A 24,941-nucleotide genomic window follows, 5' to 3' on the forward strand; every position below is an offset into this window, starting at 1 on the left:
GGTTTCGACCATATCATAGACGCTCAATCATGGTCCGGATGCTGATGGCTGACGATTGTCGCCATCTTCTCCGGCCCGTAATTCTGTTGCGTGGTCTGGCTCGGCAAATTGGCGATCCCGACCACCCAGCCGAGGCGGGATTCGGTTCCATATTGCCGTGTCGGCACCACGTGATCCGGACGATCGAACGTACCGGTCATGATCTCGATGCGCGGGCCGTCGATGCGGCGGAAGCTCAGCGGCGTGCCGCAGGCGGCGCAGAAATCGCGCATCGCGATGGACGAGGAGCGGAACGCAGAGGGCGTGCCCTTGGTCCAGGCGAAATCACCCTTCTCGATGTCGGCGTAGGAGGCGAACGGCGCACCGGTCGCCTTCTGGCACATCCGGCAATGACAGATGCTGATCTTCGCCGGCGCTGCCAAGACCGCAAAGCGGATGGCGCCGCATTGGCAGCCGCCGGTGAGAACTGGTTTGCCTGGCTCGGTCATGCCTGCTCCATCCGTCGATAGGCGTCTTGCAGCGTGGCAAGCGCATCGCCCCCGGCGAAGACAAAACCCGTGACGCCGGCGGCCCGTAAACCTGCCTCGGCCTCGGTCGGGCGGCCTGCCAGATAGATATGTCTGGTGCCTGCGGTTTGCAGGGCCTTCGCCGCGGCTTCGGCGTGTTCCGCATAGACCTTGTCGCTGGAACAAAGGCAGGCAAGCTCTGCACCGGAGGCCCTGAACGCGGCGACCAATTTGGCCGGATCAGCAAAACCCTCGCTGTCGACGGCCTGGATGCCGCCGGCCTCGAAGAAGCTTTTCGCAAAGGTCGCGCGTGCCGTGAAATCGGCGGGCGTGCCGAGATTGGCCAGGAACACCTTTGGCCGCGCGCCGCGCGCCTTCAACGCCGCGTCGGATTTGTCGCGCAGCGCTTCGAACGGTTCCGACAGCCGGATCGGCGGCAGCGCGTCGAACTTGTATTTCTGTTCGCCGTAGGGTGCGAGCGCGACCGGCGTCGCCTTCAGCACCGCCGTCTCGCGCTCATGCAGGTTCGGAAACTCGCTCGCGCCGGTCAGGACGTCGCGGCGTTTTGCAATGTTGGCATCGCGCGCTTTGCGGGCGGCCGCGACCTTGCTCTGAAACAGGCCCTGCTGAAGCGCGGCAAAGGCGCCGCCGGCCTTCTCGCTCTCCTGGAACAGCGCCCAGGCCGCCTCGCAAAGCTGCGCCGTGAGCGTCTCGATGCCGCCTGCGCCCGCCCCGGGATCGCTGACCTTGGCGAGGTTGCTCTCCTCCAGCAGCAGCAGTTGCGTGTTGCGCGCCACGCGCCGCGCGAACGGATCGGGTAGTCCGAGCGCCAGCGTGTGCGGCAGCACCGTGATCGCGTTGGCGCCGGCAAGCCCCGCCGCGAACGTCGCCATGGTGGCGCGCAGCATGTTCACATAGGGGTCGCGCTGCGTCAGCATGCGCCAGGCAGTATCGGCGGCGATGAACAACGGCTTCGGCGTCAGTCCGCATGCCGTCTCGATGCGCGCCCACAAGAGCCGCAGCGCGCGGAATTTTGCCATGGTCAGGAACTGGTCGGCGTCCGCGGCGAGCCGCGCATAGACCATGCCCTGCGCGGCTTCCAGCGGAACGCCGGCGCCTTCGATCGCGCGAAGATAGGCGACGCCACAGGCGAGCACGAAGGCGAGCTCCTGCACTTCCGAGCCGCCGGCATCGTGGATCACGCGTCCGTCGGCGGACGCAAACGGCCCCTTGAAGCCGAGCGCGGCGAGACCCTTGATCGCGCCGGTGAGGGCAGGAGCGATCTCCTCCCAGGTGTAAGGGCTGTGGCCCCACACCGCGCAGGCGGCGAGCGGATCGAGACCGAAGCGGATGTCGCAGGCCGCGGGATCGAGGCCCTTGCTCTTTACATATTCCGCGACATGGATCGCGGCCATCCGCGATTGCGGACCGATTTGAAGCTCGATGCCGATGCCGGCATCGAGATGAATGTCCTTCAAGACCTTTGCGATCGCGTCGGCTGTCGGTTCCAGGCCGAAACCGTGGGCGTCATTGCCACCGGCGAACACCAGCGCGAGCCCGGTCGCGCCATTCTCCAGATCCTGCAAGGCCTGCGCGTTCGCGGCCGCCGCGTCGGGATGGTCGATCCGCTGCATGATCTGCCACGGCGCGGCAGCAGCCCGCCCGACCACGGGCGCAACGCCCCTGGCGCGCGGATAGAGCGGATCGATCTTCAGGCCGTCATAGGTCTTGCCGACCAGCTTCTCGAACGGCGCGCCCTTGAGCACGCCATCGACCAGCTTGCGCCAGTCTTCGACCGTAGCCTTGGGAAAATCCGCCGCCAGCGGCAGGTCGTCAGTCACGGAGGTCATGCGGCGAGGGGCTCCCGAAAATCTTGTTGTTCGCAGGCGAAATTGCCACGGCGGACCGTCCCTGCAAACGGTTGTTTTTGGTTAACCGGTATCCGGAAGCCGCTCAATGCCTTGCGTCGAGACGCTGGAAAGCCCGTCACGTACGCGAATGCCCGAGATCACGCGGTCGGGCGCGATCTCGGCCAGCGGCACTAGCACGAAGGGGCGCTCGAACAGGCGCGGATGCGGCAAGGTCAGGTCGGGCTTCTGCAGCCTGACATCGTCATAGGCGATCATGTCGAGATCGAGCGTGCGCGGCCCCCAGGGCCGCTCCTTGGTCCGCGTACGGCCGAATTTCTGCTCGACCTTCTGCAGGACGAACAGCAGCGCGTGCGGATCGAGGCCGGTCTCGATCTCGATGCAGGCATTGATGAAGGGATCCTGCTCCTCATCGCCCCAGGGCGGCGTTGCATAGTCCGAGGAGCGCGCGATCAGCGCGGCCTGTGCCATGCCGCAGATGTGCGCGATCGCCTTGCCGAACGTCGCGCGGACATCGCCGACATTGCCGCCCAGTGCGATCAGCACGCTCGCCATATCAAGGGTGCCGCGAGCGCGTCAGCATGATGCCGACATCGTCGAAGATCGCAGCGATCGGCGCATGCGGCTTGTGCACGGTGATCTTCACGGCGCGGATGCGCGGGAAGTGCGACAGGATGGCGTCGGCCACCGCGCCGGCGGCGCGTTCCAAGAGCTTGTAATTGGTGTTCTTGAACGCCGCCGTCGTGGTCGCCACGACTTCGGCGTAGGACACCGTATCGGCGAGCCGGTCGGTGCGCGAAGGCTCCGACAGGTCGGTATAGAGCTCGAGATCAATCACGAAACGCTGGCCGACTTCGGTTTCGTGATCCATGACGCCGTGGCGAGCGTGGATCGACAGGCCGGTCACGAAGATCGTATCGGTCATTGCTTGCTCTCGATTGCGTTCGCGACCCGCAGGGCCTGCAAGGTCTCGGCGACGTCATGGGTCCGGATGATCCTGGCGCCGCGCTGCGCGGCGATGAGATGCGCCGCGATCGAGCCGGCGAGCCGCTCTTTCGGTTCCGACGGCGACACCGAGGCGATGAAGCGCTTGCGCGAGGCGCCGACCAGGATCGGCAGGCCGAACATGTCGAATTCGCGCAGCCGCGCCAGCGCGGTCATGCTCTGCTCGGCGGTCTTGCCGAAGCCGATGCCGGGATCGAGCACGATCTTGTCGCGTGCGATGCCGGCCTTGGCGGCGATATCCAGCGAGCGCAGGAAGAACGCCTTCATGTCCGCGATGATGTCGATGGCGGAATCAACGCTCTCGCGGTTGTGCATGACGATGACGGGGACGCCTCTGGCGGCCACCAGCGGCGCCATGCCGGCATCGCGTTGCAGGCCCCAGACGTCGTTGGCGATCGCCGCGCCCTGGTCGAGCGCGAAGGCCACCACCTCCGCCTTCATGCTGTCGATCGAGACCGGCACGCCGAGCGCAACCACGCCCGATAGCACCGGCCTCAGCCGGGCAAGCTCGTCCTCGGCCGTGACGGCCTTGGCGCCCTTGTAGGGCCGGGTGGACTCCGCGCCGATGTCGATGATGTCGACGCCATCGGCGATCATCGCCCGGGCCCGTTCGAGCGCCAGGTCGGGCGCGATGAAATCGCCGCCGTCTGAGAAGGAATCCGGGGTGACGTTGAGCACGCCCATCACCGCCGGGAGTGGCCGTTCCAGCAGTGTCCGCAGCACGTCACGCCCGGCCGAGCCGGCCGGCGGGACGGAAGGGGATGGCAAGGCATTCATGCGCGTGGATGTGCGCGGTCGGGGAGGGGGAGTCAAGACGGGATTGGGGGCGATCCGGTCGCTCCGATCCGTTCCGGGCCAGTGAGGGAACGATGCTCTTGCCCGCGCTCCGTCATTGCGAGCGCAGCGAAGCAATCCAGAATCTTTCCGCGGCGGCAGTCTGGATTGCTTCGCTGCGCTCGCAATGACGTTGTTGAGACAGCCGTCCACTCTTACCCCCGGTGTCGTCCCGGCGAAGGTGTGGCGTCAGCGCTCGTATTCGGTGAGCAACAGGCCTAATACGTGATCTTCGGCGGCAGCTTCTTGGCCTTGGCGATGATGTCGCCGACCGATTTCTCCGAGGGCAGGATGCGGAGGAGCTTCTTCTTCTCGTTGGCTTCGCGCATGCTCTGGGCGAGTCTTGCCGGATTCCGATAGGCGAGCTCGCGCACGGTGGTGACGCCGGCGGCACGGACCAGGCCGACCTTGGCACGGCCCATCCCGGGAATGCGCATGTAGTCGGAGACGTTGGCCCATTCCAGAAGCTGCTGCTCGCTGATGCCGGTCTTGGCGGACAGCGCCTTGCGGCCCTTCACGGTTGAGGCCGCCTCGAGCAGCGCGTCCGTCGTGCGGATTCCTTGCGCCTTCAACTTGTTGGCGGCAAAGGCCGGCAGGCCCTCAATCTCGGAAATCGGATATGTCATGATGCTCGATATGAAAAGCGTAGCTCAGGCAAATTGGCTGAGGCCCGGCGTCCCTGCGATGATCTTGCCCATCTGATCCGCTCCGATTTTGTCTCGGCCGAAGCGAAAAAGTTCACGGGCAATAGTCTGAATCTCGGACATGCCAAGTCCCAAGCCCATCAGGCGCGTGCCAACCGCCATCAGGCCGCCGCCCATCAGCCGCGACAGTCCGCCACCGCTTTTGGACGCCTCGATCGCCGCTTCCGCGCCGGGAATATGATTGATCAGGGCTTCGACGTTCTCGGAAGGGCCTTCGTTGCGAAGGAAGCCCAGGATAATGCCGACCGTCTTTTCAGCGACAGCACTATCTATGCTGGCGTTCGTCGCCAGCCGCCCGATCAGCTCGTCCATATGGCCTGCCCCTCAGCCGGTTCACATGCCGGAGTATTGTTTTCAAAATGATCTTGAGCCGGTGTGGTGTGAAATACAAGCTATGAACGGAGGCGAACATGCGATTCAGCTTAGAACGCGCGAAAAGTGTTGCAGCGATGCAAGAGCGGAGACGAAATCAGCAGTAAATTACCGCGGTGCGAACGCGCAGTTCCTACTTTCGGCGGATGTCGTGCACTTGTTTTCCGACAATGTCGCATGATCAGGTCGCGTTGAACGGTTTCAATCGGCGCGCGACATGCATTAAACTACGGAACTGGCATTTGAGTTTCAATACGCGAAATACGGCAGACGGATCAGAGAGAATAATGACCGCACAGAACAGCAAGCTCGGCGACACCGACGACAAGATCTTCGTCGGCAAGGGAGACGAGCAGGCATGGCTGACGCTGGCGCTCGCCAATCGCCACGGCCTCGTCACAGGTGCAACCGGAACCGGCAAGACGGTATCGCTGCAAGTCATGGCAGAGGGATTTGCGCGCGCCGGTGTTCCGGTGTTCGCGGCCGACATCAAGGGCGACCTCTCCGGCATCTCCGAGGTCGGCGTGCCCGCGGACTTCATCGTCAAGCGCGCCACCGAGATGGGGCTGACGTTCCAGCCCGACCAGTTCTCGACGGTGTTCTGGGATGTGTTCGGTGAGCAGGGCCACCCGGTGCGGGCGACCGTCACCGAGATGGGGCCGCTTCTGCTCGCGCGCATGCTCGACCTCAACGACGTGCAGGAGGGCGTGCTCAACGTCGCCTTCCGTGTCGCCGACGACAACGGCCTTGTCCTGATCGACATGAAGGATCTGCGGGCGTTGCTCGATGCCATCGTGCCCGACAGCAGCAAGAAGGGGCCGGACGCCGCCGACGATCCGCTTGCCGACATCCGCAAGGCCGCCCAGGGATTTGGCAACGTCACCAAGGCCACCGTCGGCACCATCCAGCGCCAGCTCCTGGTGCTGGAGAACCAGGGCGCCACCAAGTTCTTCGGAGAGCCGGCGCTGACGCTGAAGGACTTCATGAGGACCGACCGCGACGGCCGCGGCATGGTCAACATCCTCGTCGCCGACAAGCTGCTCCAGAGCCCGCGGCTTTACGCGACATTCCTGTTGTGGATGCTGTCGGAGCTGTTCGAGGAGCTGCCCGAGGCCGGCGACCTGCCGAAGCCGAAGCTGGTGTTCTTCTTCGACGAGGCGCATCTGCTGTTCAACGACGCGCCCAAGGCGCTGATGGACAAGATCGAGCAGGTGGTCCGCCTGATCCGCTCCAAGGGCGTCGGCGTCTACTTCGTGACGCAGAACCCGATCGACGTGCCCGACCGCGTGCTCGGTCAGCTCGGTAACCGGGTGCAGCACGCGCTGCGCGCCTTCACCCCGCGCGACCAGAAGGCGGTCGCTGCCGCGGCCCAGACCTTCCGGCCCAACCCGAAGCTCGACACCGCCAAGGTGATCATGGAGCTCGGCAAGGGCGAAGCGCTGGTGTCCTTCCTCGAAGGCAACGGCACGCCGGCGATGGTCGAGCGGGTGATGATCCGGCCGCCGTCGGCCCGGATCGGATCGATCACGCCGGAAGAGCGCAAGGCGATCATGGATGCGAGCCCGGTGAAGGGCAAATACGACACCGCCGTTGACGAAGAGTCCGCCTACGAGATGATCCAGAAGCGCATCGCCGGCACCGCGGCGACGGCGGATGCTCCGGCGGGCGGAGGCGGCAGCATCCTCGGCCAGATCGGCTCGATCGTCGGCACCATCTTCGGCACCAATGTCAAGCGCGGCCGCCTGTCGGCCGGCCAGGTCATTGCGCGCGACGTGACGCGATCGGTGACCAACCAGGTGATCGGAGGGATGGCCGCCAATCTCGGCAAGTCGGTCGGCGGCCAGCTCGGCGGCTCGATCGGCCGCACCTTGGTCCGCGGCGCGCTCGGCGGCTTGCTGCGTCGGTAGGCAGAAAGCCCGATTGGAGGCAATCCGCGCGCTGGCGCGGCCGCCTCGTCACGGGTACAATTTCAGGTGAGGTGCTCTCCAACCGTTCGTCGGTCTGCTACGTGCTATGTCGACGCTGGACTGGACCCTATTGTGACCTCAACCGACCCGCTAGCCAAACCTGATGCGCCGAGACGCCTGTCGCTGCGCGCGCCGCTGGACCTGCTCTTCCTCTTTTGCTGCTTCATCCTGATCGCGGACGTCCTCGGCCCGGAGATTTTCGGCCACGGCAAGACCAAGGACTATGCGCTTTGGTATTGGGCCGGGCAGCAGGTGCTGCATGGTGGCTCGCTCTATCCGAGCGACTTCCGTTATCCGTTCGAATTCATCTATCCACCCCTGCCGGCGATCCTGCTGGCGATCCCGAGCTGGTTCGGCAAGATCCCGCTCTACATCGTGCTGTCGGTCCTGAATGCGCTGGCGTGGTGGTACACCGGGACACTCTCCAATGTCATGACCGGCTCGGGCCGCAAGCCCGGCCCCTGGTTGGAGGCACTGCCCGCCTTCGTCACCGTGACCTTCGTGTTCGACATGTTCGACCTCGGCCAGCCGAACCTCGTCCTGCTGGCGATGATGCTCTACGGTTTTTGGTGCTTGCAGCATCAGCGCGTCTGGCTCGCGGGCTTGATGTTCGCGCTCGCCACCGCCATCAAGGTGTTTCCGATTGCGGTGCTGCCCTATCTGGTCTGGCGGCGGAAGTGGGCGGCTGCCGTCGCTACGGTCGCCTTCACCGGCATCCTTCTCTATGTTGTGCCGGCGCCCATTCGCGGCTTCGAGCGCAACGCGGCCGAGCTTGCGATCTGGTATCAGGGCATGGTCGGGGCGAGCTCGGAAAAGGGCTTTGGCCAGCGCGACGAGCAGAACTGGTCGTGGGTCAACCAATCCATCATTGCCGTCACGCACCGCCTGGTTCGTCCGATCAACTACAATCAGGAGGATACCAGCAAGCCGCCGCGCACGATGAATATCATCGACGTCGATTACAGGACGGCGAACTGGATCGTGCTCGCGCTGTCGGCGTTGCTCGGGCTCGGCTTCGTCGCGGTCATGCCGCCGCAACGGCTTCGAACGGCGCGCTCGGATGCCGAGGAGCTCGGCATTCTGTTCTGCCTGATGACGGTGGCATCGCCCCTGGCGCGGCAATACTACTTCATGTGGCTGTTCTTCCCGATGACGGTGCTGATGCATCGCGCCGCCTTCGACGAGCGGGCGAATGTGCGGCTGGGAACCTGGCTTGCCCTCGGCGCGGGCGGGTGTCTCATGCTGCTGGCACTGCCGTGGTTTCCCAATGCCTTCCAGGCCTGGGGCAACAACCTCCTCGCCACCGCCATCCTCGCGGGGAGCCTCGCATGGCACATCCGGCATCCGCCGGTTGCGGCTGGCTCCGGCGCCGCGGCAGCGCTAAAACCCAAGACCTCTTGAAACCCAAGACCTCTTGAGAAGCCATCTTGAGACTCGAAAGTCAGGAATCCGACCATGGCCAATGCCCAGCTTCAATCCGTGCTCGACCACATCGACAAGGATTTCGACAACAGCCTTGAGCGCCTGTTCTCGCTGTTGCGGATCAAGTCGATCTCGGCGGATCCGGCCTTTGCCAACGACTGCAAGGCCGCGGCCGAGCATCTCGCCAAGGATATCGCGAGCCTGGGTGTCGCCACCGAAGTGAGGCCGACCGCCGGCCATCCCGCCATCGTCGGCAAGACCGGAGCGGGCGGGCGGCCGCATGTGATCTTCTATGGCCATTACGACGTGCAGCCGGTCGATCCGCTGGACCTCTGGCACCGTCCGCCGTTCGAGCCTGCCGTCACCGATCATGCCGATGGCCGCAAGATCATCGTCGCCCGCGGCGCCGAGGACGACAAGGGCCAGGTAATGACCTTCGTCGAGGCCTGCCGCGCCTGGAAGAAGGTGACGGGCTCGCTGCCGATCGACGTCACCTTCCTGATCGAAGGCGAGGAGGAGGTCGGCTCGAAGAATTTCGTGCCTTTCATCGAGGCCAACAAGGACGAGTTCAAAGCCGATTACGTGCTGGTCTGCGACACCGGCATGTGGGACCGCAACACGCCGGCGATCACGACGTCGCTGCGCGGCCTGCTCTATGAAGAGCTGAAGATCACCGCCGCCAATCGCGATTTGCATTCCGGCGTGTTCGGCGGCAGCGCGATGAACCCGATCCGGGTGCTCACGAAAATTCTCGGTGGGCTGTTCGACGACGATAACCGCATCACCATCCCCGGCTTTTATGACGGGGTGAAGGACCTGCCGCCCGATATCCTGGAGCAGTGGAAGAAGCTCAACCTGACGCCGGAGATGTTCCTGAAGCCGATCGGCCTGTCGATCCCGGCCGGCGAGAAGGGCCGGCTGCTGATCGAGCAGGCCTCCTCGCGTCCGACCTGCGACGTCAACGGCATCTGGGGCGGCTATATCGGCGAAGGCTCCAAGACGGTGATCCCGTCGCATGCGTCCGCCAAGGTCTCGTTCCGTCTGGTCGAGGGACAGGACCCCGCAAAGATCCGTAAGGCCTTCCGCGACTACGTGACGGCACGGCTTCCGGGCGACTGCAAGGTTCGAGTTCGGCGACCATTCCGCCGCGCCCGCGGTCGCGCTCGACTGGAACATGAAGCCGCTCGCCGCCGCCAGCAAGGCGCTGACCGAGGAATGGGGCAAGGAGACCGTGCTGATGGGCTCGGGCGCCTCGATCCCGATCGTCGCCGACTTCAAGCGCACGCTGGGACTGGACTCGCTGCTGGTCGGCTTCGGCTTGGATGACGACAACATCCACTCGCCGAACGAGAAGTACGACCTCCGCAGCTTCCAGAAGGGCATCCGCTCCTGGGCCCGCATCCTCGCCGCGCTGGCCGAGGTGAAGTAGCACACGGTGCCGTAGGGTGGGCAAAGGCGCGCTCTTCGCGCGCCGCGCCCACCATCTCTCCGCGATTGCGATCGAAGGGGTGGGCACGCTTCGCTTTGCCCACCCTACGAAATCTCTATCTTCGTCATTGCGAGCGAAGCAATCCAGAATCCCGCCGCGGAAACAGTCTGGATTGCTTCGTCGCAAGAGCTCCTCGCAATGACAGCGGGGCCAAATAAAAACGCCGCCCGGAATTGGGCGGCGTTTCATTCCAGAACGTGCAGAGGTAGTTGAGAGCTACCTTACACGAAATCCCGAAAATCTCAAGACCGATAGCCCGGCAGCTCGCGGTCGAGCTTGCGCAGCAGGGGCGGCCAGACGAGGTTGGTCGCACGCAGCTCGGCGCGGTCGCGGTTGGCGAGCAGCTCGGTGTTCTTCTCGATCGCAATCTCCTCGACCGGATAGACCGGCGTGCCGAGCGCGCGCGTGCGCACCTGCATCGAGCAGGCGCGCTCGAGGTGATACATGCGCTCGAAGGCCGAGGCGACCGAGCGGCCGACCGTCAGCGTACCGTGGTTGCGCAGGAGCATGTGGTTGTGGTCGCCGAGGTCCTTCTGCAGCCGCGGCCGCTCGTCGTGGTCGAGCGCGATGCCTTCATAGTCGTGATAGGCAAGGTCGTGGGTGACGAGCTGGGCGGTCTGGTTCAGCGGCAGCAGCCCTTCGGCGCTGCTCGACACCGCGGTGCCGTCGAGGGTGTGGAGATGCAGCACGCAGATCGCGTCCTCGCGCACCTCGTGGATCGCCGAATGGATGGTGAAGCCGGCCGGGTTGATGCTGTACTCGCTCTCGGAGAGCTGGTTGCCGTGCAGGTCGACCTTGACGAGGCTCGAGGCCGTGATCTCGTCGAACATCAGCCCGTAGGGGTTGATGAGGAAGTGATGCTCGGGGCCGGGCACGCGGGCGGAGATGTGGGTGTCGACCAGATCGTCCCAGCCGTACAGCGAGACGAGGCGATAGCAGGCGGCGAGGTTGACCCGTTGCTGCCACTCGGCCTCCGTCATGTTCGACGGCACTTCCTTCAGGCGCGCTTCCGCTGGTGACATGGCAAATCTCTCCGAACCTCGTTGTTGCGGAGCGAGAGCCTAGTCTCGGGTGAGGTCGGCAGCAAGGCGCTCAAAGCGCGGCAGTTCAGCGTCGCCCGCATGGAGTGCGCGTTTGAGGTTCCGGATTTCAGAACCGTCCGACGCGACGTTTCGTCTACGCGGCCGTCCGATCGGACAATGATCTTACGGTGCCGGGATCGAGAGCAGGCTGGAAATGCTGCTGCCGCGGATGTCGTAGACGCGGGCGAACACCACGTCGTCGCGCTTGATCTCGACCATGACAGGCGCGGTCAGGCCCTTGCAGTAGAACTCGCCGAGCGTCATGGCGAAATCGGCGGCATTGGAGTCCCAGCCGATGGTGAAGTCGGGCCCGAGCGCGACCTGCGCCGGACGCTGCGGACCGCACACCGCGACCTTCCATTTGCGGTTGCGCGGCGGCACTTCCTGGCGCTCGACCAGCTGCTCGCGCAGCTCGTCGGAGGCCTGCTTCAGCGCGAGGCCCCAATAGTCCAGCATGAAGCGGTCGTCGGCGGCGCGCACCGTGCCGGCGATGTGGTTGAAGTGGGTGTATTGATAGGGATGCAGCCGGATCATCTCGGCGAGCGGGAGCGCGAGGCCAAAGCAGAAGGTGGCGAGCACGACCGGCTGCCAGGTGCGGTGGTTGGCGCGCAGGCGCTCCATGGTCCAGGCGAAGGCGACGCCGCCGAGCACTGCCATCGGCGGGATCACGAAGACGAAATGGCGGATGCCGTTGTACAGCGCGGGCCGCTTCACCATCGCGATCGCGAGCGGCAGGGTCGCGGCGAGCGTCAGCATCAGCAGGATGGTCTTGCGGCGGGCCGGAACCTCGCCGCGCGGCAGCAGCGCGAAGGTGCTGACCACGGCGCCGGTCATCAGCACCAGCATCACCTCGGGCAACTGAAGCGCGAACAGCGTCGGCAGATAGGACCAGGGCATGTCGGGGACCGACACGATCGCGCCGTCGAACATCTCCTTCCAGGGCTTCTCGAAGAAGTGCGAGAAGTAGGTCAGCGCCTCGAAGGGATTGCCGGGCTCCATGATCGACCACGGCCAGATCAGGCCCATCACGAGATAGCCGAACACCAGGCCGGGCAGCAGCAGGTAGACGACATGGGCGAAGCGGCGGGCCGCTTCGCGAACGCCTTCGGTGCGCAGTTCCTCCAGGAACAGCGGGATGAAGCCGATCAGGGCGTAGACCAGCGCAAGCCCGCCGAGGATGCGGCAGCCGATCGACAGGCCGGCACCTAAGCCGACGATCAGGATCGTGCGCGGCGAAGGCTGCGGATATTCCTCCGCGAGCCGGACGAGGCCCAGCATCAGGATGATCATGGCGACCGCGAAGGGCGCGTCCTTCGGGTTCATGAACATGTGGCCGTAGAAGATCGGGCAGAGCGCGAGCAGAAGCAGCGCAGCGAGGCCTGCGAGCGGCCCGCCGATGCGGCGGCCGAGCCGCCACGTCACGGCAAGCCCGATCACGCCGACGATCGCGCCGACCAGGCGGCGCGTCTCGAACAGTTCGAGCGGAATGACCTTGTGCAGGAGGGCCGCGACCATGTCGAAGCCGCCGCCATACATATAGAGGTTGGCGAAGGAGAGCGCCGCGGTGTCCTTGAAGCCGGAACCGAACATGCGCAGCAACAGATCGGCATATTCAGCGTGGGTGTAGTCGTCCCAGCCGAGCCCGTAATCGCGGAAGGTCAGGCCTGCGATGACGGCGACCGCGGCCAGCACCAGCATGGCGAGATCGTCGCAAGTCCGTTCGACCGAGCGCCGCAGAGGCGTGTCGATCGCCGAAGTCGTGATGGATGTCATGGCTATTGGTGACCCGGAATCCCCTCTCGGCCCTGCTGGTGCGCGCGGGCCTGCTCCCCGGACTCCGTATAGCGCAGTTCCATTACCAAGTAATTGGGCATTATGGCTAAATTCCTGATGCGACGCAGCAAATCCAGAAACTCAAGAGCACTCTAGCAGTAGCGATCCGTAGCTGAAGGGAATGTGAATAAGTCCCTGATTTCCTTCCCTTTAGGAACGCTGATCGCAATTCGTCGTTGGCGAGCAACACAGGAAGACGGTATCGTGGCGTGTGTCGCGTATGGATGCGCGGCCGGGGGTGAGTTCGATGACGTTGGCATTATTGATCGCGGGGATTGTCGCCGTCCTGGCGGGCCTCCTTGCGATCCTGTTTGGCTTCACCGTCAGGGAGTTCAGCCTCGGCAGTACCCTCATAATCTCGGGCACGATCGGCGTCTGCTCCGGAATGTTACTGGCGGGCCTCCATTTGGTGGTGCTGGAACTGAAGGGCATTGCCCGCCGGCTGGCCGGTGCCGCCGCACCGTCCGAAGTGCGCGTCAGGCCCGTGCTGCCGGGTCTCGCGCTGCCCGGCGCGCCTGCGCCCGAGCCTGCTCCGGCGATGCGCGCCGAGCCGACGGCCCCGCCATCGCCGGCCGCGCCGCCGCCATGGCAAGGCGAGGCACCGATGCGCGAGCGGCCGCGCGTCGAGCCGCCACCGGAGCCGGAACCTCCGGCGCCGCCCGCAGCTCCGGAAGTGCCGCGCCGGCGCAACCTGCTGTTCGCCTCGACCTCGCGAAAGGAACGCGAGCGTGCGGAGGCCAAGGCCACCGAGGGCCCGCCGCCGCATGCCGAGCCCGCGGCGCCTGCCGGCCCGGACACGCCGCCTGCAAGCTTCGACGACGCCTGGCCGAAGCCGGATCGTATGCGCCCGCCGGAACCGCCGGCCGCCTCGCGCCGCCCGCCACCGCGCTCGCCCTCGACCTTTGTCGAGGCTACCCCGCCGCCTGCACCCGAGCCGGAGTCGGAGCCGGCGGTCGAGCAGGCGCCCGTGACCGTGCTCAAATCCGGTGTCGTCGACGGCATGGCCTATTCGCTCTATTCCGACGGCTCGATCGAAGCGCAGATGCCGGAAGGCATGATGCGCTTTGCCTCGATCGACGAGTTGCGCGCGCATCTTGACCAGCGCTCCTGAGGACTGCCGGGGCCAAGTAAAGCGCCAGCTTTCTTGTCACTTCGCCAGTCATCAGCCCATAGTCGTCAGTCCTGTATTTTGGCCGAACGTATTGTTGACACGGAATACTTCGAAGTCGTCTCTCCCGTGAGACGCAAGGTGGAGAAAGGTCGGGCCCATGTCGGATGCCGGGGCTAAGAATTTCATTGAGCTGACAGCGAGCATCGTCTCGGCCTATCTCGGCAACAACCCGACGCCGGCCGCGGAGATCCCGAACCTGATCAGCCAGGTGCACGGCGCGCTGGTGCGGGTCTCGTCGGGCCGCGTCGAGGCGGCGCCGCTCGAGCCGGCCAAGCCGGCGGTGTCGCTGAAGAAGTCGATCGCGCCGGACTATCTGGTCTGCCTGGAAGACGGCAAGCGCTTCAAGTCGCTGAAGCGCCATCTGCGCACCCAGTACAACATGACGCCCGATCAGTACCGCGAGAAATGGGGCCTGCCGGCCGACTATCCCATGGTCGCGCCGAACTACGCGGTGGCGCGCTCGCAACTGGCAAAGCAGATGGGTTTGGGACAGCAGCAGCGGAAGCGGAAGTAGAGCCGGCCTCGAATCTCGTAGGGTGGGCAAAGCGAAGCGTGCCCACCATCCGGCTCACAATTGTTGATAGATGGTGGGCACGGCGCAAGTGCGCCTTTGCCCACCCTACGCAGCGCTTCCCACCATGAGGATCTTCAGGTGGCTTCCGCCAGCGCCTCTTTCGCGTCGGTCTTGATGCGCTCGACCATCGAGCGCAGGCCGTTGGAGCGCTGCGGCGTCAGGTGATCGCGAAAGCCGAACTCGTCGAACACCGCGATCGCGTCGGTCGCGAGGATCTGCTGCGGCGTGCGGCCCGAATAGAGCGCGAGCACGATCGCGACCAGGCCGCGCACGATATGAGCGTCACTGTCGCCGCGATATTTCAGGATCGGCGCGCCGCCATCGCGCTCGACCAGCTTCTGGAGCCAGACCTGGCTGACGCAGCCATTCACCTTGTTGGCGGCCGAATGCTCGGCCTCGGGCATCGGTTCCAGGGTGCGGCCAAGCTCGATGACGTACCGGTAGCGGTCGTCCCACTCGTCCAGAATCTCGAAATTGTCCCTGATTTCGTCGATCGTCGTCATGCTGGCCTATCGTTCCCGTTCAGCCCAATATAAGGACGCGAAGCCGTGAAATCGATAGGGTTTGGGGGCTAATTCGCGAGCCCCGGTCCGCGCCATTCCAGCGCGAGGTCGTCCTGGGTCAGGGTGTCGCGCGGCGCCTCGCTCGCAGCGGTGTCGCCTTCGCCGGCCAGCGTGATCGAGCCGGTGTGGTCGGGCGCCTTCTTGTCGCTCTTCTCGTTCTTCTCGTTGGTGATCTGCTCTTTCTTGTCGTTGATGATCTGATAGATCTTCTTCGCGCCGTCCTGGGCGCGCTGGCCAATGATCGACGCGGCCTGTCCGCCGACCTCGCAGGCCGCCGGCTGGCGCTTGCAGAACTGGGTCATGTCGGAGACGGCCGCGGTCGCAGCCTGCACCGCGTCGGCGGCGCCGATCTGCGGCAGCTTCTCCGATTCGGGCGTCTTGTCTCGCGGCAGGAGCACCAGCACCAGCCCGAGCCAGAATGTGATGCGGAGCAGAAAGCGCATCTTATCGACCTGTATGTTAGATCCCGCCGCGGCGATTTCCGCAGAGCGCGTCGGACCTAGCAACTCTCGATAAATCGCAAGTGATTGCCTTGAGCTTAATTCGCGGAATTTTTACGCAAAAAACTTCGAAAATGGCGGCCTCGTAAATTTTCCATTGATGCCGAGCCCCCGTGATCTTGCGGTCTTCCGCATCTACTAATTCGAAACCATGCCGGCCGGGGTGAAACCCTGTGTTCACCATCCTCGCCGAAGACGTCGTCAAATCGTCTAAAAAGCTCCGCGATGACACGCTGTCCGGCGCCGGGCCGTGCCGCCTTAGCACTCGTTTAAGGTCGCTCTGACACGGTGGCTCAACGACAAGGAGGCGTTCCGGCGCGTCTCTCCGACGAATGAGCCGAAGCGCGAGACCCGTGACAGTTTTGAGTATCATCCGCGATTGTCTCGATGCGCTGCTGCATCCCTCCGCGCGTTACGACGCGCTGACGCGAGCGCGCCATCGTGCCTTCATGGCGCCGCGCCTGCTCGGCAGCCTGGCAGCATTTGCCGCATTCCCGATCTATCTCGCCATGCGTGGCGCGCCGAGCGCGGTCGAGGTCGCGGCCTTTGCCTGGCTGATCGCGCCGATCATGTTGTCCTGGTTCCTGTCGCGCACCGGCCGCTACGAAGGCGCGCATGTGCTGTCGTCGCTGGCGCTCGCCGGCCTGATCATGGCGGTCGCAATCACGACCGGCGGCATCGAATCATTCGCCGCGGTGTGGCTGATCGTCGTTCCCCTCGAGGCTGCGCTGTCGGCCTCGCGCCGCGTCGCCGCCTTTGCCTCGCTGCTCGCGCTCTCCTGCGCGGGGATACTGATTTTCGTCGGCCAGCTCGGCTGGCTGCCGCTGGACGCGCCGGGTGCCGCGGAGCGTAGCCTGCTGATGGCGTTCGGCGTCGCCTCGGCCACCCTCTATGCTGCAGGCCTCGCTTTCGGCGCGGAGTCGCTCGCACGCACCGGCGTTGCGCTGCTGTCGCGTGAGGAGGAGCGTTATCGCCTGCTTGCGCGCAACATGAGCGACGTCATCTCGCGGCATCGGCGCAACGGCGCGGTGCAGTTCATCTCGCCGGCCGCCGAGGCCATGCTCGGAATGCCCGTCGCGCAGCTGCACGGCCACGGTCTGTTCGATCGCGTCCATGTCGCCGACCGGCCGGCCTATCTCACCGCTTTGTCCGATGCCGCGCGCGGTAATGTGCGCAGCGTCGAGTTCCGGCTGCGGCGGGAGCCGACCGGCTCGGAGCGCGGCCAGGTTGACTTCATCTGGGTCGAGATGCGCTGCCGGCCGCTCGACCAGGATCTCGGCCGCCAGGATATTGACCGTGATGTCGCACGCGAGACGGAAGTCGTCGCCGTGATGCGCGACATCACCGATCGCAAGCTCTCCGAGCAGGCGCTCGATCAGGCCCGCAGCGCCGCCGAAGCGGCCGACGCCGCCAAGACGCGCTTCCTCGCCACCATGAGCCACGAGCTGCGCACGCCGCTCAACGCCATCATCGGCTTCTCCGACATGATCGCGCAGGAGCAGGCCCTGATGCTGGGTGCGGCCCAGCGCAAGGAATATGCCCAACTGATCAACGATTCCGGCCAGCATTTGCTGTCGGTCGTCAACGGCATCCTCGACATGTCCAAGATGGAATCGGGCAATTTCGAGATTGCGTCGGAGCCGTTCGCGCCGCGCGCCTCGCTGATGCATTGCTGCAATCTGCTGGCGCTGAAGGCGCGGGAGAACGGCATCGACCTCATCACCGACGCGCCGCAGGACCTGCCTGTCATGACCGGCGATCCCAGAGCCTTCAAGCAGATCGTGCTCAACCTCGTCGCCAACGCCATCAAGTTCACCGAGCGCGGCGGCCAGGTCTCCGTATCAGCCGCGGTGTCGGGGTCGCACCTCACGCTGCGTATCAGCGATACCGGCGTTGGCATCGCGCCCGACGACCTCAAGCGTATCGGTGCGCCGTTCTTCCAGGCCGGCAAGACCTATCAGCGCCGTCACGAAGGCACCGGACTCGGACTTTCGATCGTGAAGAGTCTTGTGGCGTTGCATCTCGGCGATTTGACGGTACAAAGCAGGCTCGGCGAGGGCACCGCCGTCACCGTCAAGCTGCCGCTGGTTTACACGTCGCCGCAAGCCAAACCTGCCGATAGAATGCCGGCCGAGAGCAAGATCGCGACTTTGACGCCGGTGCCGCGCCAGGAACATCACGACCAACATCACGACCAACTTCAGGACCAACCTGCTCTGGTGAAGAAAAGTGCCTAAGAAGTCTGCAAAGGGCGAAGCTGCACCGCGCCGTCGTGGCGCCAAGGCTGCGGCTGTCGACATCGAGACCGAGCGCAACCTCGTGATGCGCGTGCTGCTGCACAGTCCCAAGGATACGCTGGCCGGCCTCGTCGCCGTTGCCGCCATCAGCGCGATCGTTGCCAATGCGCTGTTCCTCCAGACCGGAAGGCATCCGGCACCGATGTTCGGCACCGTGATCAACCTTCCCGCGCCGTCGTCCGTGCCGCTGTCGAACCCCTTGCCGCGTCCGCGCCCCGTCGGCGCCGATACTTCGCCGCTCGAGCCGAGAGCGACGGAGTTCCGCGCCGAGCCCAAGTCCGTAGAGCCCCGGCCTGTCGAGCCCAAGCCTGTCGAGAGAGTTGCCGAGAGGGCGCCGGAGAAGCCGGTCGAGGCGACCGCATCGACGCCGCGCTCGGCCAGCGATCCCATGACAAATCTGGTCAAGGCGACGACCTCGACGTCGCCGTCCATTGCTGTCGCGCGTCCGCCGGCCCCGATCCCGGCGCAGCAGAGCCCGGCCGTACGGCGTATCGCCGGCGTGCAGCGCGCGCTGTCCGAATACGGCTACGGCAATTTGAAGGTCACGGGCGCGATGAGCGGCGAGACCCAGTCCGCGATCCAGAAATTCGAGCGCGAGCACAAGATGCAGGTCACCGGCCAGGTGTCCGATCGCCTGCTGCGCGAGCTCGCCGCCGCGATCGGCCATCCCGTCGAATAGCGACATTTGTCGTCGTCATTGACGCGGATCAATTGGCCGCGCGTGATCCGCAAGGGGATGCCAGCCCTGCGCCGGCGTGATTTGTCCGGGATCAATGACTGTCGGCGGCGTCAGGGAAGATGATCGCTCATCCTCATCAAGGAAGAGAGGTCATCATGTTCAAGGTCTCGATTCTCGTCTGGATCATGCTGGGTACCGTGCTGGCGGGCGTCAGCCTGATCGTGGTGCTGATGGTGCCGAGCCTTGCCGCGGAGGCGATCAAGAACATCCCCTATGCCGCGGCCATCGGGTTTGCGCTTGCGATGCCGCTGTCATATCTCGTCGCACGCCAGATCGGCGGCGGACAGGGTGCAGGCAAGGCGTAGCGAGCGCGCGCCGAGACTGGCGGGACGCATCGTACTGGCCTATCGTCCGATTCATGCGTTTGAAATCCAACATATGGGTCGCGGCCTATTTGCGCCGGTGCCAGAGCGAGGGCGTGTTCGGGGCGGTGCGCCGTCGCGGCGCCGAGGAGGCGGGCGCGGTGTTCGTGAAGGTGTCGCTGCTCGACGGCAATGCGATGCTCTACGTGCCGGCGCCGCAGACCGTCTATGACGACGGCCGGCCCGTCGACCGCTTCTTCGTGCCGGTTGCACCGCAGCCGCTGCCGGAGCCCGCCGTCGAGGAACGGCTGACCAGGGAAATCCGCTTCGATTCGGATGCCTGGATCGTCGAGACCGAAGACCGCGCCGGGCGGCACTTCCTGGAATTGGCGAAGACCTGACTAGTGATCCGACGACCCGCCGGTGCCGGTCCGCACCGTTGGGCTGGAGCCGGGCTGCACGCCGGGCCGCGTCTGGCTTGCGCCCGCACGCGCACGCTGGCGTTCGCCATCGTGCAGCGACGACTGATACTTTGCCCGCGTCACCGCGAGCGCGGAGCCGCGCCAGGCGGCCAGCATCACCAGCGCGGAGCGCTCGCCGAGGCGATCGTAGAGCCGCGACAGCCGGTACACGTTGTTCACGGAGTTGCCGATCTCCGGCTTGAAGAACAAGAGGATGCGCTGGAAGTTCGGGCTCGGCATGTCGAGCGCGCGCGCGGCGACCGCGAGCGCTTCGCCGCCGGGATCGTCGACGATCTGGGCCGCGACGCGCGAGGGCAGGATCAGGCTGTCGCCGAGCTCGTAGGTGAAATTCTCGACGTCGCCCGCGATCGCCGCCATCTCCAGGATCTGGATCGCGCGCTTGGCGCGCACGGTCGGAATCCGCGGCGCGGCCTTCAGCGGCGTCTGCTCCAGATTGTGCAGGATCAGCGCGCGCTGGGACGCATCGGCGTGAAAGAACATGTCGTGGATTTCGGCGGCGTCCGTCGGCTGCATCGCCATGTTCGAGGCCATACGCTGCTCGGCCTCGGTCGGCGCGCGGACCGGGGAGGGCGCGGGCGGGGGCGCCGCGATTTCGCGCGCGAGCGGAACCCTGCGGCCTTCCTGGGCGGCGACCAGCCCGAGCTTCTGCAGGATAGGGACGGGCGTCTGCGGATAGACCGCAAGCCGCGCCTTGACGGCGGCGCGCGTCGCATCGTCGACCTGGTCGATCAGTCGCGTGGCGAGTTCGACGAATTGCCGCTGTTCGTCCTCGCTGTGGACGCGCGTCTGGACATAGAGGTCGGTCAGCACGCGCAGCAGCGTCGGGCGAACATCGACGCCTTCGCGACGGGAGAGGGTCATCAGCCCGTCGAATCCGGGAAACAGCGACTTGGTCATGGAGGCGTACGCAACTCGGAAAAGAGACTTGCGAGTGAGCCTAGCGCAGGTTCTTTTAAAGCCTCGTTAAGGAAAACGAGGCGTGAAGCCGCCCCCGCAATTCAAGGCATTGTCGTGCCGCAACGGGACGGCGCGGCGGGTTCCGTGCGGTTACGGTCCAGAGCACATCTTTACACCCCGTTAACCATGAGCTGATCTTAATGATCCGCATGTTGCAGGGGCGCATTCGGTCGCGCGGCAATTGAAGAGAGCTGACATGGGGACCATCATCGAATTTCCGGCCGGTCGCCGGGTAGGCTCGTCGGGGGACGTCGCACCGCGCGCGGACATGGGGACGATTCTGATCCTTCCCGTGATCCGCATCGAGCGCGAGGCGGACGAAACCAGCGGCGATCGTGGGCCGGAAGCGGGCACAGCGCCGGGGCGCCGTCGTCGTCGCCGCTAGATCCGGCTTTTGCAATGCCGGACACCATCCACAAGATCCGGCCCTTCGTATCGGCCGTCCTGCTCGCGCTGCTCGGCGCCACGCTCGGGGCCTGTAGCGGCGGCGATTTCGGCCGCACCCGCGCCGATATGCGCAGCGACGACATGCATCGCTGGCTCGGCACCGAGGCCACCGGCAGCGTCGGGTTGAGACCGTCGCAATTCCAGCTCACCGACGAGGAGCGCCAGCTTCGCGACCTCGCCTATCCCCTGATCGAGCCGCCGCTGTCGCGCCCCGCATGGAAGAGCGTGTTCGGCGACTACAAGGCCTTGCCGTCACCGTGGCGGCAGAAGGTCGTGTTCGACCGCACCATGTACGGGCGCACGCTGATCGACGAGCCGCACCGCTCGCACTCCTCGCGCTATGCGCAGCTGATCGAGGACGTGCGCAACGACACCACCCGCTTCGAGCCGTTCTTCGCCTCCGCGATCAAGGTCATCGACCTCGACAGGAAGCGCGATGCCAGCATGGCGCGCGTCTCCGGCCTCTCTCCGAGGGAGAGAGACGACGCGGTCGCGCGCATGCAGGAGAACTCGCTGATCATCCAGTGGGTGCAGCAGTGCCTGGAGCAGCGCGTCTCCTCCTATCGCTGGGCGTTGGAGCGCCTGGTGATCCAGGCGCCCGACGGCATGGCCGCCGACGCCGACCGCCTGATCGGCGAGCTCGCGGCCCAGACCGCCAACCCGCCGGTCCAAGCGCAGCCGCCCTACGGCCGCGCGGTCATCTCGAAGGGCTGAGCGTTTTGCGCGCACTGCGCTGGCGCGCAGTCCGATCGGGCTTGCGTTGCTTCTGAAGCTTCCCGACAAGATCCCTCAGCGCATCCGCCAGCGGCACTGATGCGCGGTAGGCGAGGCCGACTTCGCGCTTGACCTTGACCTCGATCTCGCGCACCGCGACGTCTGGATTGCAGCGCGCCACGCCCTCGGGAACGATGGCGATGCCGACGCCGGCGGCGACCAGCGCCATGGCCCAGTCTTCCGATTGCGCGATCGCCGCGGTCTGGCGCCGCTGCGCGGCGCGGCCGAAGAACTGGCTTTGCTCGCAATGGCAGCGGTCGATCATGGCAGCGCCGGCGAGATCGGCGGCACGGAGCTTCTCCTTCAGCGTCAGCGGATGCGACGGCGGCAGCGCGGCGACATAGCGCTCGCTCCACAGCGCGACGAAATGCTCGTCAGCGCGCAGCATGGTCTTCGAGATGATCCGCGCATCGGCGCGCTCGTCGCTGCCGACGAGGCGCAGCGCGATGTCGCTGCGCGCCGTCAGCGGCTTCAGCAGCGCGATCGTTCGGGGCACGTCGAGCGTGCGCATCAGGCCGAGCGTGACCGTCGTCCTGGTCGCCGGCTTCCTGAACAGGCCGCGCGCGGCGTCCGCCTCGTCGATGATGCGGCGGGCCAGTGCGTGAAACTGCTCGGCCGAGGCGGTGGGCGCGACGCCCTTCTTGTGCCGGATGAAAAGCGTGGTGCCGAGCTCGGCTTCTAGATTGGTGATCGCGGTCGAGATCGACGGCTGCGACACGAAGCAGGCCCGCGCCGCGGCGGTCAGGTTGCGCGCGCGATAGACGGCGGCGAAGTAGCGAAGCTCGCGGATTTCCATAGGATCTGCCTAGAGATATGATCAATATTCAATATTTTACCTATGGATCGGACGATGACAAGAACGCCCTGTTCACAACGGGCGAGGTCCTCCATGAAAATCCACCATCTCAACACCGGGACGATGTGCCCGATGGGCCGCCGCCTGGTGAACGGCACCGGCGGCCTGTTCCAGCGTGCCCGCATGGTCTGCCACTGCCTGCTGGTCGAAACGGGTGACGGGCTTGCCCTGGTCGATACCGGCATCGGGCTTGGCGATATCGCAGCCCCTGACCGGCTCGGACGGCGATGGCTGCGCCAGACCGCGCCAAGGCTCGATCCGTCCGAGACGGCGCTCGAGCAGGTGAAGGCGCTCGGCTATTCGCCCAAAGACGTGCGCCACGTGCTGCTGACGCATCTCGATCGCGATCACGCCGGCGGCGTGCCCGACTTTCCCCATGCCGCGATCCACGTCCATCGCGCCGAATACGACATGGCGGTGCAGAGCAGGCCGGCGCCGCCGGAAGGGCGCTATGTCACCGGGCAGTGGAGCCATGGTCCGAGCTGGACATTCTATGGCGAGGCCGGCGAAGACTGGTTCGGCTTCAAGGGCGTGCGCGCGCTCGGCGACAAGGAGGCGGACATCCTGATGATCCCGCTCGCCGGCCATACGCTCGGCCATTGCGGCATCGCGGTCCGATCAGGCGACACATGGCTGCTGCATGCCGGCGACAGCTATTTCCATCACGGCCAGCTCGCGGCATCCCCGCGCATGCCGCTGGTGCTCGGCTATTTCCAGCGCCGCGCCGACATGGACCGCACGCAGCGGATCGCCAACCAGGCGCGGCTGCGCGCGCTGAAGCTCTCCCACGGCGGCCGCGTGAGGATCGTCAACAGCCACGATCCCGTCGATTACGAGAACTGCCGGTGCGGGACGCACTGAGTGCGCGCCGGACCCGTCAACGCTTCATGCGCGCAGATGTCGGACGTCTTAGGTCCCCCTGATGCGCGCGCGAGAGGCGGCCGCCGGCCGCCCTCGCAAGCCCGAACGGCGCGCCGGCTTTTTCCGGCTGGCGTGTTATTTTCGAAAATGACCGGGACGCCAGCCGCCGCGCGTCGGGATCACGGCGATTTCCTATCTTCGTCCTTCCAATGGTAGCCGGCCAATTCCGCTTCAGGAGAGATCTTCGCGCGACGACCGCCTTGCAATAATTTTCGTAAACAGTATTATTTTCGAAAATACAGTTTGGGGAGGCGGGGCGAAATCATGAGGGCGGTGCTGGTGCGTCAGCCGGGTGGGCCGGATGCACTCGAATTGGTCGAGCTCCCGGTGCCCGTGCCGGGCGCCGGGCAGGTGCAGATCCGGGCCGAGGCGTTCGGGGTCGGGCAGCCCGACGCGCTGATCCGGCGCGGCGTCTACAAATGGATGCCGCCGCTGCCGGCCAATCCCGGCAATGACGTCGCGGGCCGCATTTCCGCGCTCGGGCCCGGCGTGGAGGGGCTTGCCGTCGGCCAGAAGGTGCTGCTGAGCGCGCGCGACCTGTCGCAACGTGGCGGCTGCTACGCCGACTACGTGGTTGCCCCCGCGGACGCTGTTCACGCATTGCCCGACAATGTCGATCTGCAAGCCGCAGTGTGCCTGTCGAACTATCAGGTCGCCTACGCACTCCTGCACGAATGCCGCCACCCACGCGCGCCGACAAGCGTGCTGGTGATCGGCGCGGCCGGCGGCGTCGGCACCGCGCTGGTGCAGCTCGCCAAGCTCGCGCAGATGACCGTGATCGGCACGGTCTCGACCGAAGAGAAGGCGGAGTTCGCGAAGGCGAACGGTGCCGATCACATTATCTTCTACCGCCGCGAGGATGTCGTGGTGCGAACCCGCGAGCTGACCAACGGCGAGGGCGTCGGCCTCGTGCTCGATCACGTCTGCGGGCCGGAGTTCACCGCCTATCTCGGCGCGCTCGGCAAATGGGGGACGCTGCTCTCCTACAACGCCTTCGCGGGCCTTCCGGAAGAGAACCTGATGGCGGCGATGCGCAATCACCTCGACATCTGTCCCGCCGTGCGCTGCTTCTCCTTCCACATCTACGACCACGATCGCGACGGCCGCCGCGCCCTGATGCGCAGCGTGATCGAGGCCCTGAGCCGCAATGCCATCAAGCCGGCCGTCTCGGCGGTCCTGAAGCTGGACCAGGTCAGGCAGGCCCACGCGCTGCTCGAGCAGGGCTCGGCGCTCGGCAAGATCATCATGACGCCATGAGGGGATGGACGGCACAATG

General features: G+C 65.5%; 25 protein-coding genes and 1 pseudogene. 13 read left to right on the forward strand and 13 right to left on the reverse strand.

The annotated features are described in order from the left end of the window. Positions 1–23 precede the first annotated feature (23 nt). The 7 genes from AAFG50_RS14065 to AAFG50_RS14095 form a co-directional block, all read right to left on the reverse strand. On the reverse strand, positions 24–488 hold the full coding sequence (locus AAFG50_RS14065; protein ID WP_011085839.1) for a GFA family protein: 465 nt from the start codon (positions 486–488) through the stop codon (positions 24–26). After that, positions 485–2,356 carry a methylmalonyl-CoA mutase family protein gene (locus tag AAFG50_RS14070; RefSeq protein WP_028172293.1) on the reverse strand — a complete coding sequence of 624 codons (1,872 nt, stop codon included), beginning with the start codon at positions 2,354–2,356 and terminating at the stop codon, positions 485–487. Before AAFG50_RS14070 ends, AAFG50_RS14065 begins: the two co-directional genes overlap by 4 nt. A gap of 81 nt (positions 2,357–2,437) precedes the next feature. Continuing rightward, a complete protein-coding gene (gene folK / locus AAFG50_RS14075; protein ID WP_028172292.1) occupies positions 2,438–2,929 on the reverse strand; it encodes a 2-amino-4-hydroxy-6-hydroxymethyldihydropteridine diphosphokinase in 492 nt (163 codons plus the stop codon). A gap of 1 nt (position 2,930) precedes the next feature. Next, the gene (folB, locus tag AAFG50_RS14080; protein WP_027544155.1) at positions 2,931–3,299 is read right to left on the reverse strand and encodes a dihydroneopterin aldolase; all 369 of its coding nucleotides are present in this window, start codon (positions 3,297–3,299) and stop codon (positions 2,931–2,933) included. Then, positions 3,296–4,156: a dihydropteroate synthase gene (gene folP, locus AAFG50_RS14085; protein WP_028172291.1), complete on the reverse strand. Its 861-nt coding sequence runs from the start codon at positions 4,154–4,156 to the stop codon at positions 3,296–3,298. The genes folB and folP overlap by 4 nt, the downstream gene beginning before the upstream one ends. Before the next feature lie 275 nt (positions 4,157–4,431). Continuing rightward, positions 4,432–4,839, reverse strand: a complete 408-nt coding sequence (locus tag AAFG50_RS14090; protein WP_011085844.1) for a DUF4332 domain-containing protein — start codon at positions 4,837–4,839, stop codon at positions 4,432–4,434. Positions 4,840–4,863: 24 nt separating this feature from the next. After that, on the reverse strand, positions 4,864–5,229 hold the full coding sequence (locus AAFG50_RS14095) for a hypothetical protein (protein WP_011085845.1): 366 nt from the start codon (positions 5,227–5,229) through the stop codon (positions 4,864–4,866). Between the two features lie 347 nt (positions 5,230–5,576). Here AAFG50_RS14095 and AAFG50_RS14100 point away from each other — a divergent pair, with 347 nt between their 5' ends. The 3 genes and pseudogenes from AAFG50_RS14100 (at position 5,577) to AAFG50_RS14110 (ending at position 10,107) form a co-directional block, all read left to right on the forward strand. Beyond that, entirely contained in the window at positions 5,577–7,196 is a 1,620-nt protein-coding gene (locus tag AAFG50_RS14100) for a helicase HerA-like domain-containing protein (protein WP_060911172.1), read from the forward strand. Between the two features lie 132 nt (positions 7,197–7,328). After that, positions 7,329–8,657, forward strand: a complete 1,329-nt coding sequence (locus AAFG50_RS14105) for a glycosyltransferase family 87 protein (RefSeq protein WP_028172289.1) — start codon at positions 7,329–7,331, stop codon at positions 8,655–8,657. Positions 8,658–8,711: 54 nt separating this feature from the next. After that, positions 8,712–10,107: pseudogene (locus AAFG50_RS14110) on the forward strand (M20/M25/M40 family metallo-hydrolase). Positions 10,108–10,409: 302 nt separating this feature from the next. On the opposite strand, the gene AAFG50_RS14115 reads toward AAFG50_RS14110, so the two are convergent. Together AAFG50_RS14115 and AAFG50_RS14120 are read right to left on the reverse strand one after the other, a co-directional pair. Beyond that, positions 10,410–11,189, reverse strand: coding sequence for a class II aldolase/adducin family protein (locus tag AAFG50_RS14115; protein WP_011085849.1), 780 nt, complete (start codon positions 11,187–11,189; stop codon positions 10,410–10,412). A 183-nt stretch (positions 11,190–11,372) separates the two neighbouring features. Next, a complete protein-coding gene (locus AAFG50_RS14120) occupies positions 11,373–13,022 on the reverse strand; it encodes a glycosyltransferase family 39 protein (protein WP_011085850.1) in 1,650 nt (549 codons plus the stop codon). 307 nt (positions 13,023–13,329) lie between these two features. On the opposite strand from AAFG50_RS14120, the gene AAFG50_RS14125 reads away from it, so the two are divergent. After that, positions 13,330–14,193 (forward strand): hypothetical protein, encoded by an 864-nt coding sequence (locus tag AAFG50_RS14125; RefSeq protein ID WP_028172288.1) that lies wholly within the window; start codon positions 13,330–13,332, stop codon positions 14,191–14,193. Positions 14,194–14,350: 157 nt separating this feature from the next. Next, positions 14,351–14,767 carry a MucR family transcriptional regulator gene (locus AAFG50_RS14130; protein ID WP_028172287.1) on the forward strand — a complete coding sequence of 139 codons (417 nt, stop codon included), beginning with the start codon at positions 14,351–14,353 and terminating at the stop codon, positions 14,765–14,767. A 134-nt stretch (positions 14,768–14,901) separates the two neighbouring features. Here the strand turns inward: AAFG50_RS14130 and AAFG50_RS14135 are convergent, their stop codons facing one another. Beyond that, positions 14,902–15,330, reverse strand: a complete 429-nt coding sequence (locus AAFG50_RS14135) for a SufE family protein (protein ID WP_011085853.1) — start codon at positions 15,328–15,330, stop codon at positions 14,902–14,904. A 68-nt stretch (positions 15,331–15,398) separates the two neighbouring features. Then, positions 15,399–15,833: a DUF5330 domain-containing protein gene (locus tag AAFG50_RS14140; RefSeq protein WP_028172286.1), complete on the reverse strand. Its 435-nt coding sequence runs from the start codon at positions 15,831–15,833 to the stop codon at positions 15,399–15,401. A gap of 389 nt (positions 15,834–16,222) precedes the next feature. Between AAFG50_RS14140 and AAFG50_RS14145 the strand changes: the two genes are divergently transcribed. From AAFG50_RS14145 to AAFG50_RS14160, 4 genes are all read left to right on the forward strand, one after another. Then, positions 16,223–18,127: an ATP-binding protein gene (locus AAFG50_RS14145; RefSeq protein WP_074077131.1), complete on the forward strand. Its 1,905-nt coding sequence runs from the start codon at positions 16,223–16,225 to the stop codon at positions 18,125–18,127. Beyond that, the gene (locus tag AAFG50_RS14150) at positions 18,120–18,866 is read left to right on the forward strand and encodes a peptidoglycan-binding domain-containing protein (protein WP_028172284.1); all 747 of its coding nucleotides are present in this window, start codon (positions 18,120–18,122) and stop codon (positions 18,864–18,866) included. The genes AAFG50_RS14145 and AAFG50_RS14150 overlap by 8 nt, the downstream gene beginning before the upstream one ends. Before the next feature lie 155 nt (positions 18,867–19,021). Then, on the forward strand, positions 19,022–19,231 hold the full coding sequence (locus AAFG50_RS14155; protein WP_028172283.1) for a hypothetical protein: 210 nt from the start codon (positions 19,022–19,024) through the stop codon (positions 19,229–19,231). Positions 19,232–19,284: 53 nt separating this feature from the next. Next, positions 19,285–19,629 (forward strand): DUF1491 family protein, encoded by a 345-nt coding sequence (locus AAFG50_RS14160; RefSeq protein WP_028172282.1) that lies wholly within the window; start codon positions 19,285–19,287, stop codon positions 19,627–19,629. Here the strand turns inward: AAFG50_RS14160 and AAFG50_RS14165 are convergent, their stop codons facing one another. Beyond that, entirely contained in the window at positions 19,630–20,607 is a 978-nt protein-coding gene (locus tag AAFG50_RS14165) for a DUF2336 domain-containing protein (RefSeq protein WP_028172281.1), read from the reverse strand. Between the two features lie 256 nt (positions 20,608–20,863). On the opposite strand from AAFG50_RS14165, the gene AAFG50_RS14170 reads away from it, so the two are divergent. Both AAFG50_RS14170 and AAFG50_RS14175 read left to right on the forward strand, forming a co-directional pair. Further along, positions 20,864–21,052 carry a hypothetical protein gene (locus tag AAFG50_RS14170; RefSeq protein ID WP_028172280.1) on the forward strand — a complete coding sequence of 63 codons (189 nt, stop codon included), beginning with the start codon at positions 20,864–20,866 and terminating at the stop codon, positions 21,050–21,052. Between the two features lie 14 nt (positions 21,053–21,066). After that, positions 21,067–21,828: a hypothetical protein gene (locus tag AAFG50_RS14175; protein WP_028172279.1), complete on the forward strand. Its 762-nt coding sequence runs from the start codon at positions 21,067–21,069 to the stop codon at positions 21,826–21,828. Here AAFG50_RS14175 and AAFG50_RS14180 read toward each other — a convergent pair. Continuing rightward, a complete protein-coding gene (locus tag AAFG50_RS14180) occupies positions 21,812–22,684 on the reverse strand; it encodes a LysR family transcriptional regulator (RefSeq protein ID WP_028172278.1) in 873 nt (290 codons plus the stop codon). The genes AAFG50_RS14175 and AAFG50_RS14180 overlap by 17 nt on opposite strands. Before the next feature lie 93 nt (positions 22,685–22,777). Here AAFG50_RS14180 and AAFG50_RS14185 point away from each other — a divergent pair, with 93 nt between their 5' ends. Both AAFG50_RS14185 and AAFG50_RS14190 read left to right on the forward strand, forming a co-directional pair. Beyond that, positions 22,778–23,605 (forward strand): MBL fold metallo-hydrolase, encoded by an 828-nt coding sequence (locus tag AAFG50_RS14185; protein ID WP_028172277.1) that lies wholly within the window; start codon positions 22,778–22,780, stop codon positions 23,603–23,605. A 324-nt stretch (positions 23,606–23,929) separates the two neighbouring features. Beyond that, entirely contained in the window at positions 23,930–24,922 is a 993-nt protein-coding gene (locus tag AAFG50_RS14190) for a zinc-dependent alcohol dehydrogenase family protein (protein ID WP_028172276.1), read from the forward strand. Positions 24,923–24,941 lie beyond the last annotated feature (19 nt).

This window comes from Bradyrhizobium sp. B039 (assembly GCF_038965675.1).
Lineage (GTDB): Bacteria > Pseudomonadota > Alphaproteobacteria > Rhizobiales > Xanthobacteraceae > Bradyrhizobium > Bradyrhizobium diazoefficiens.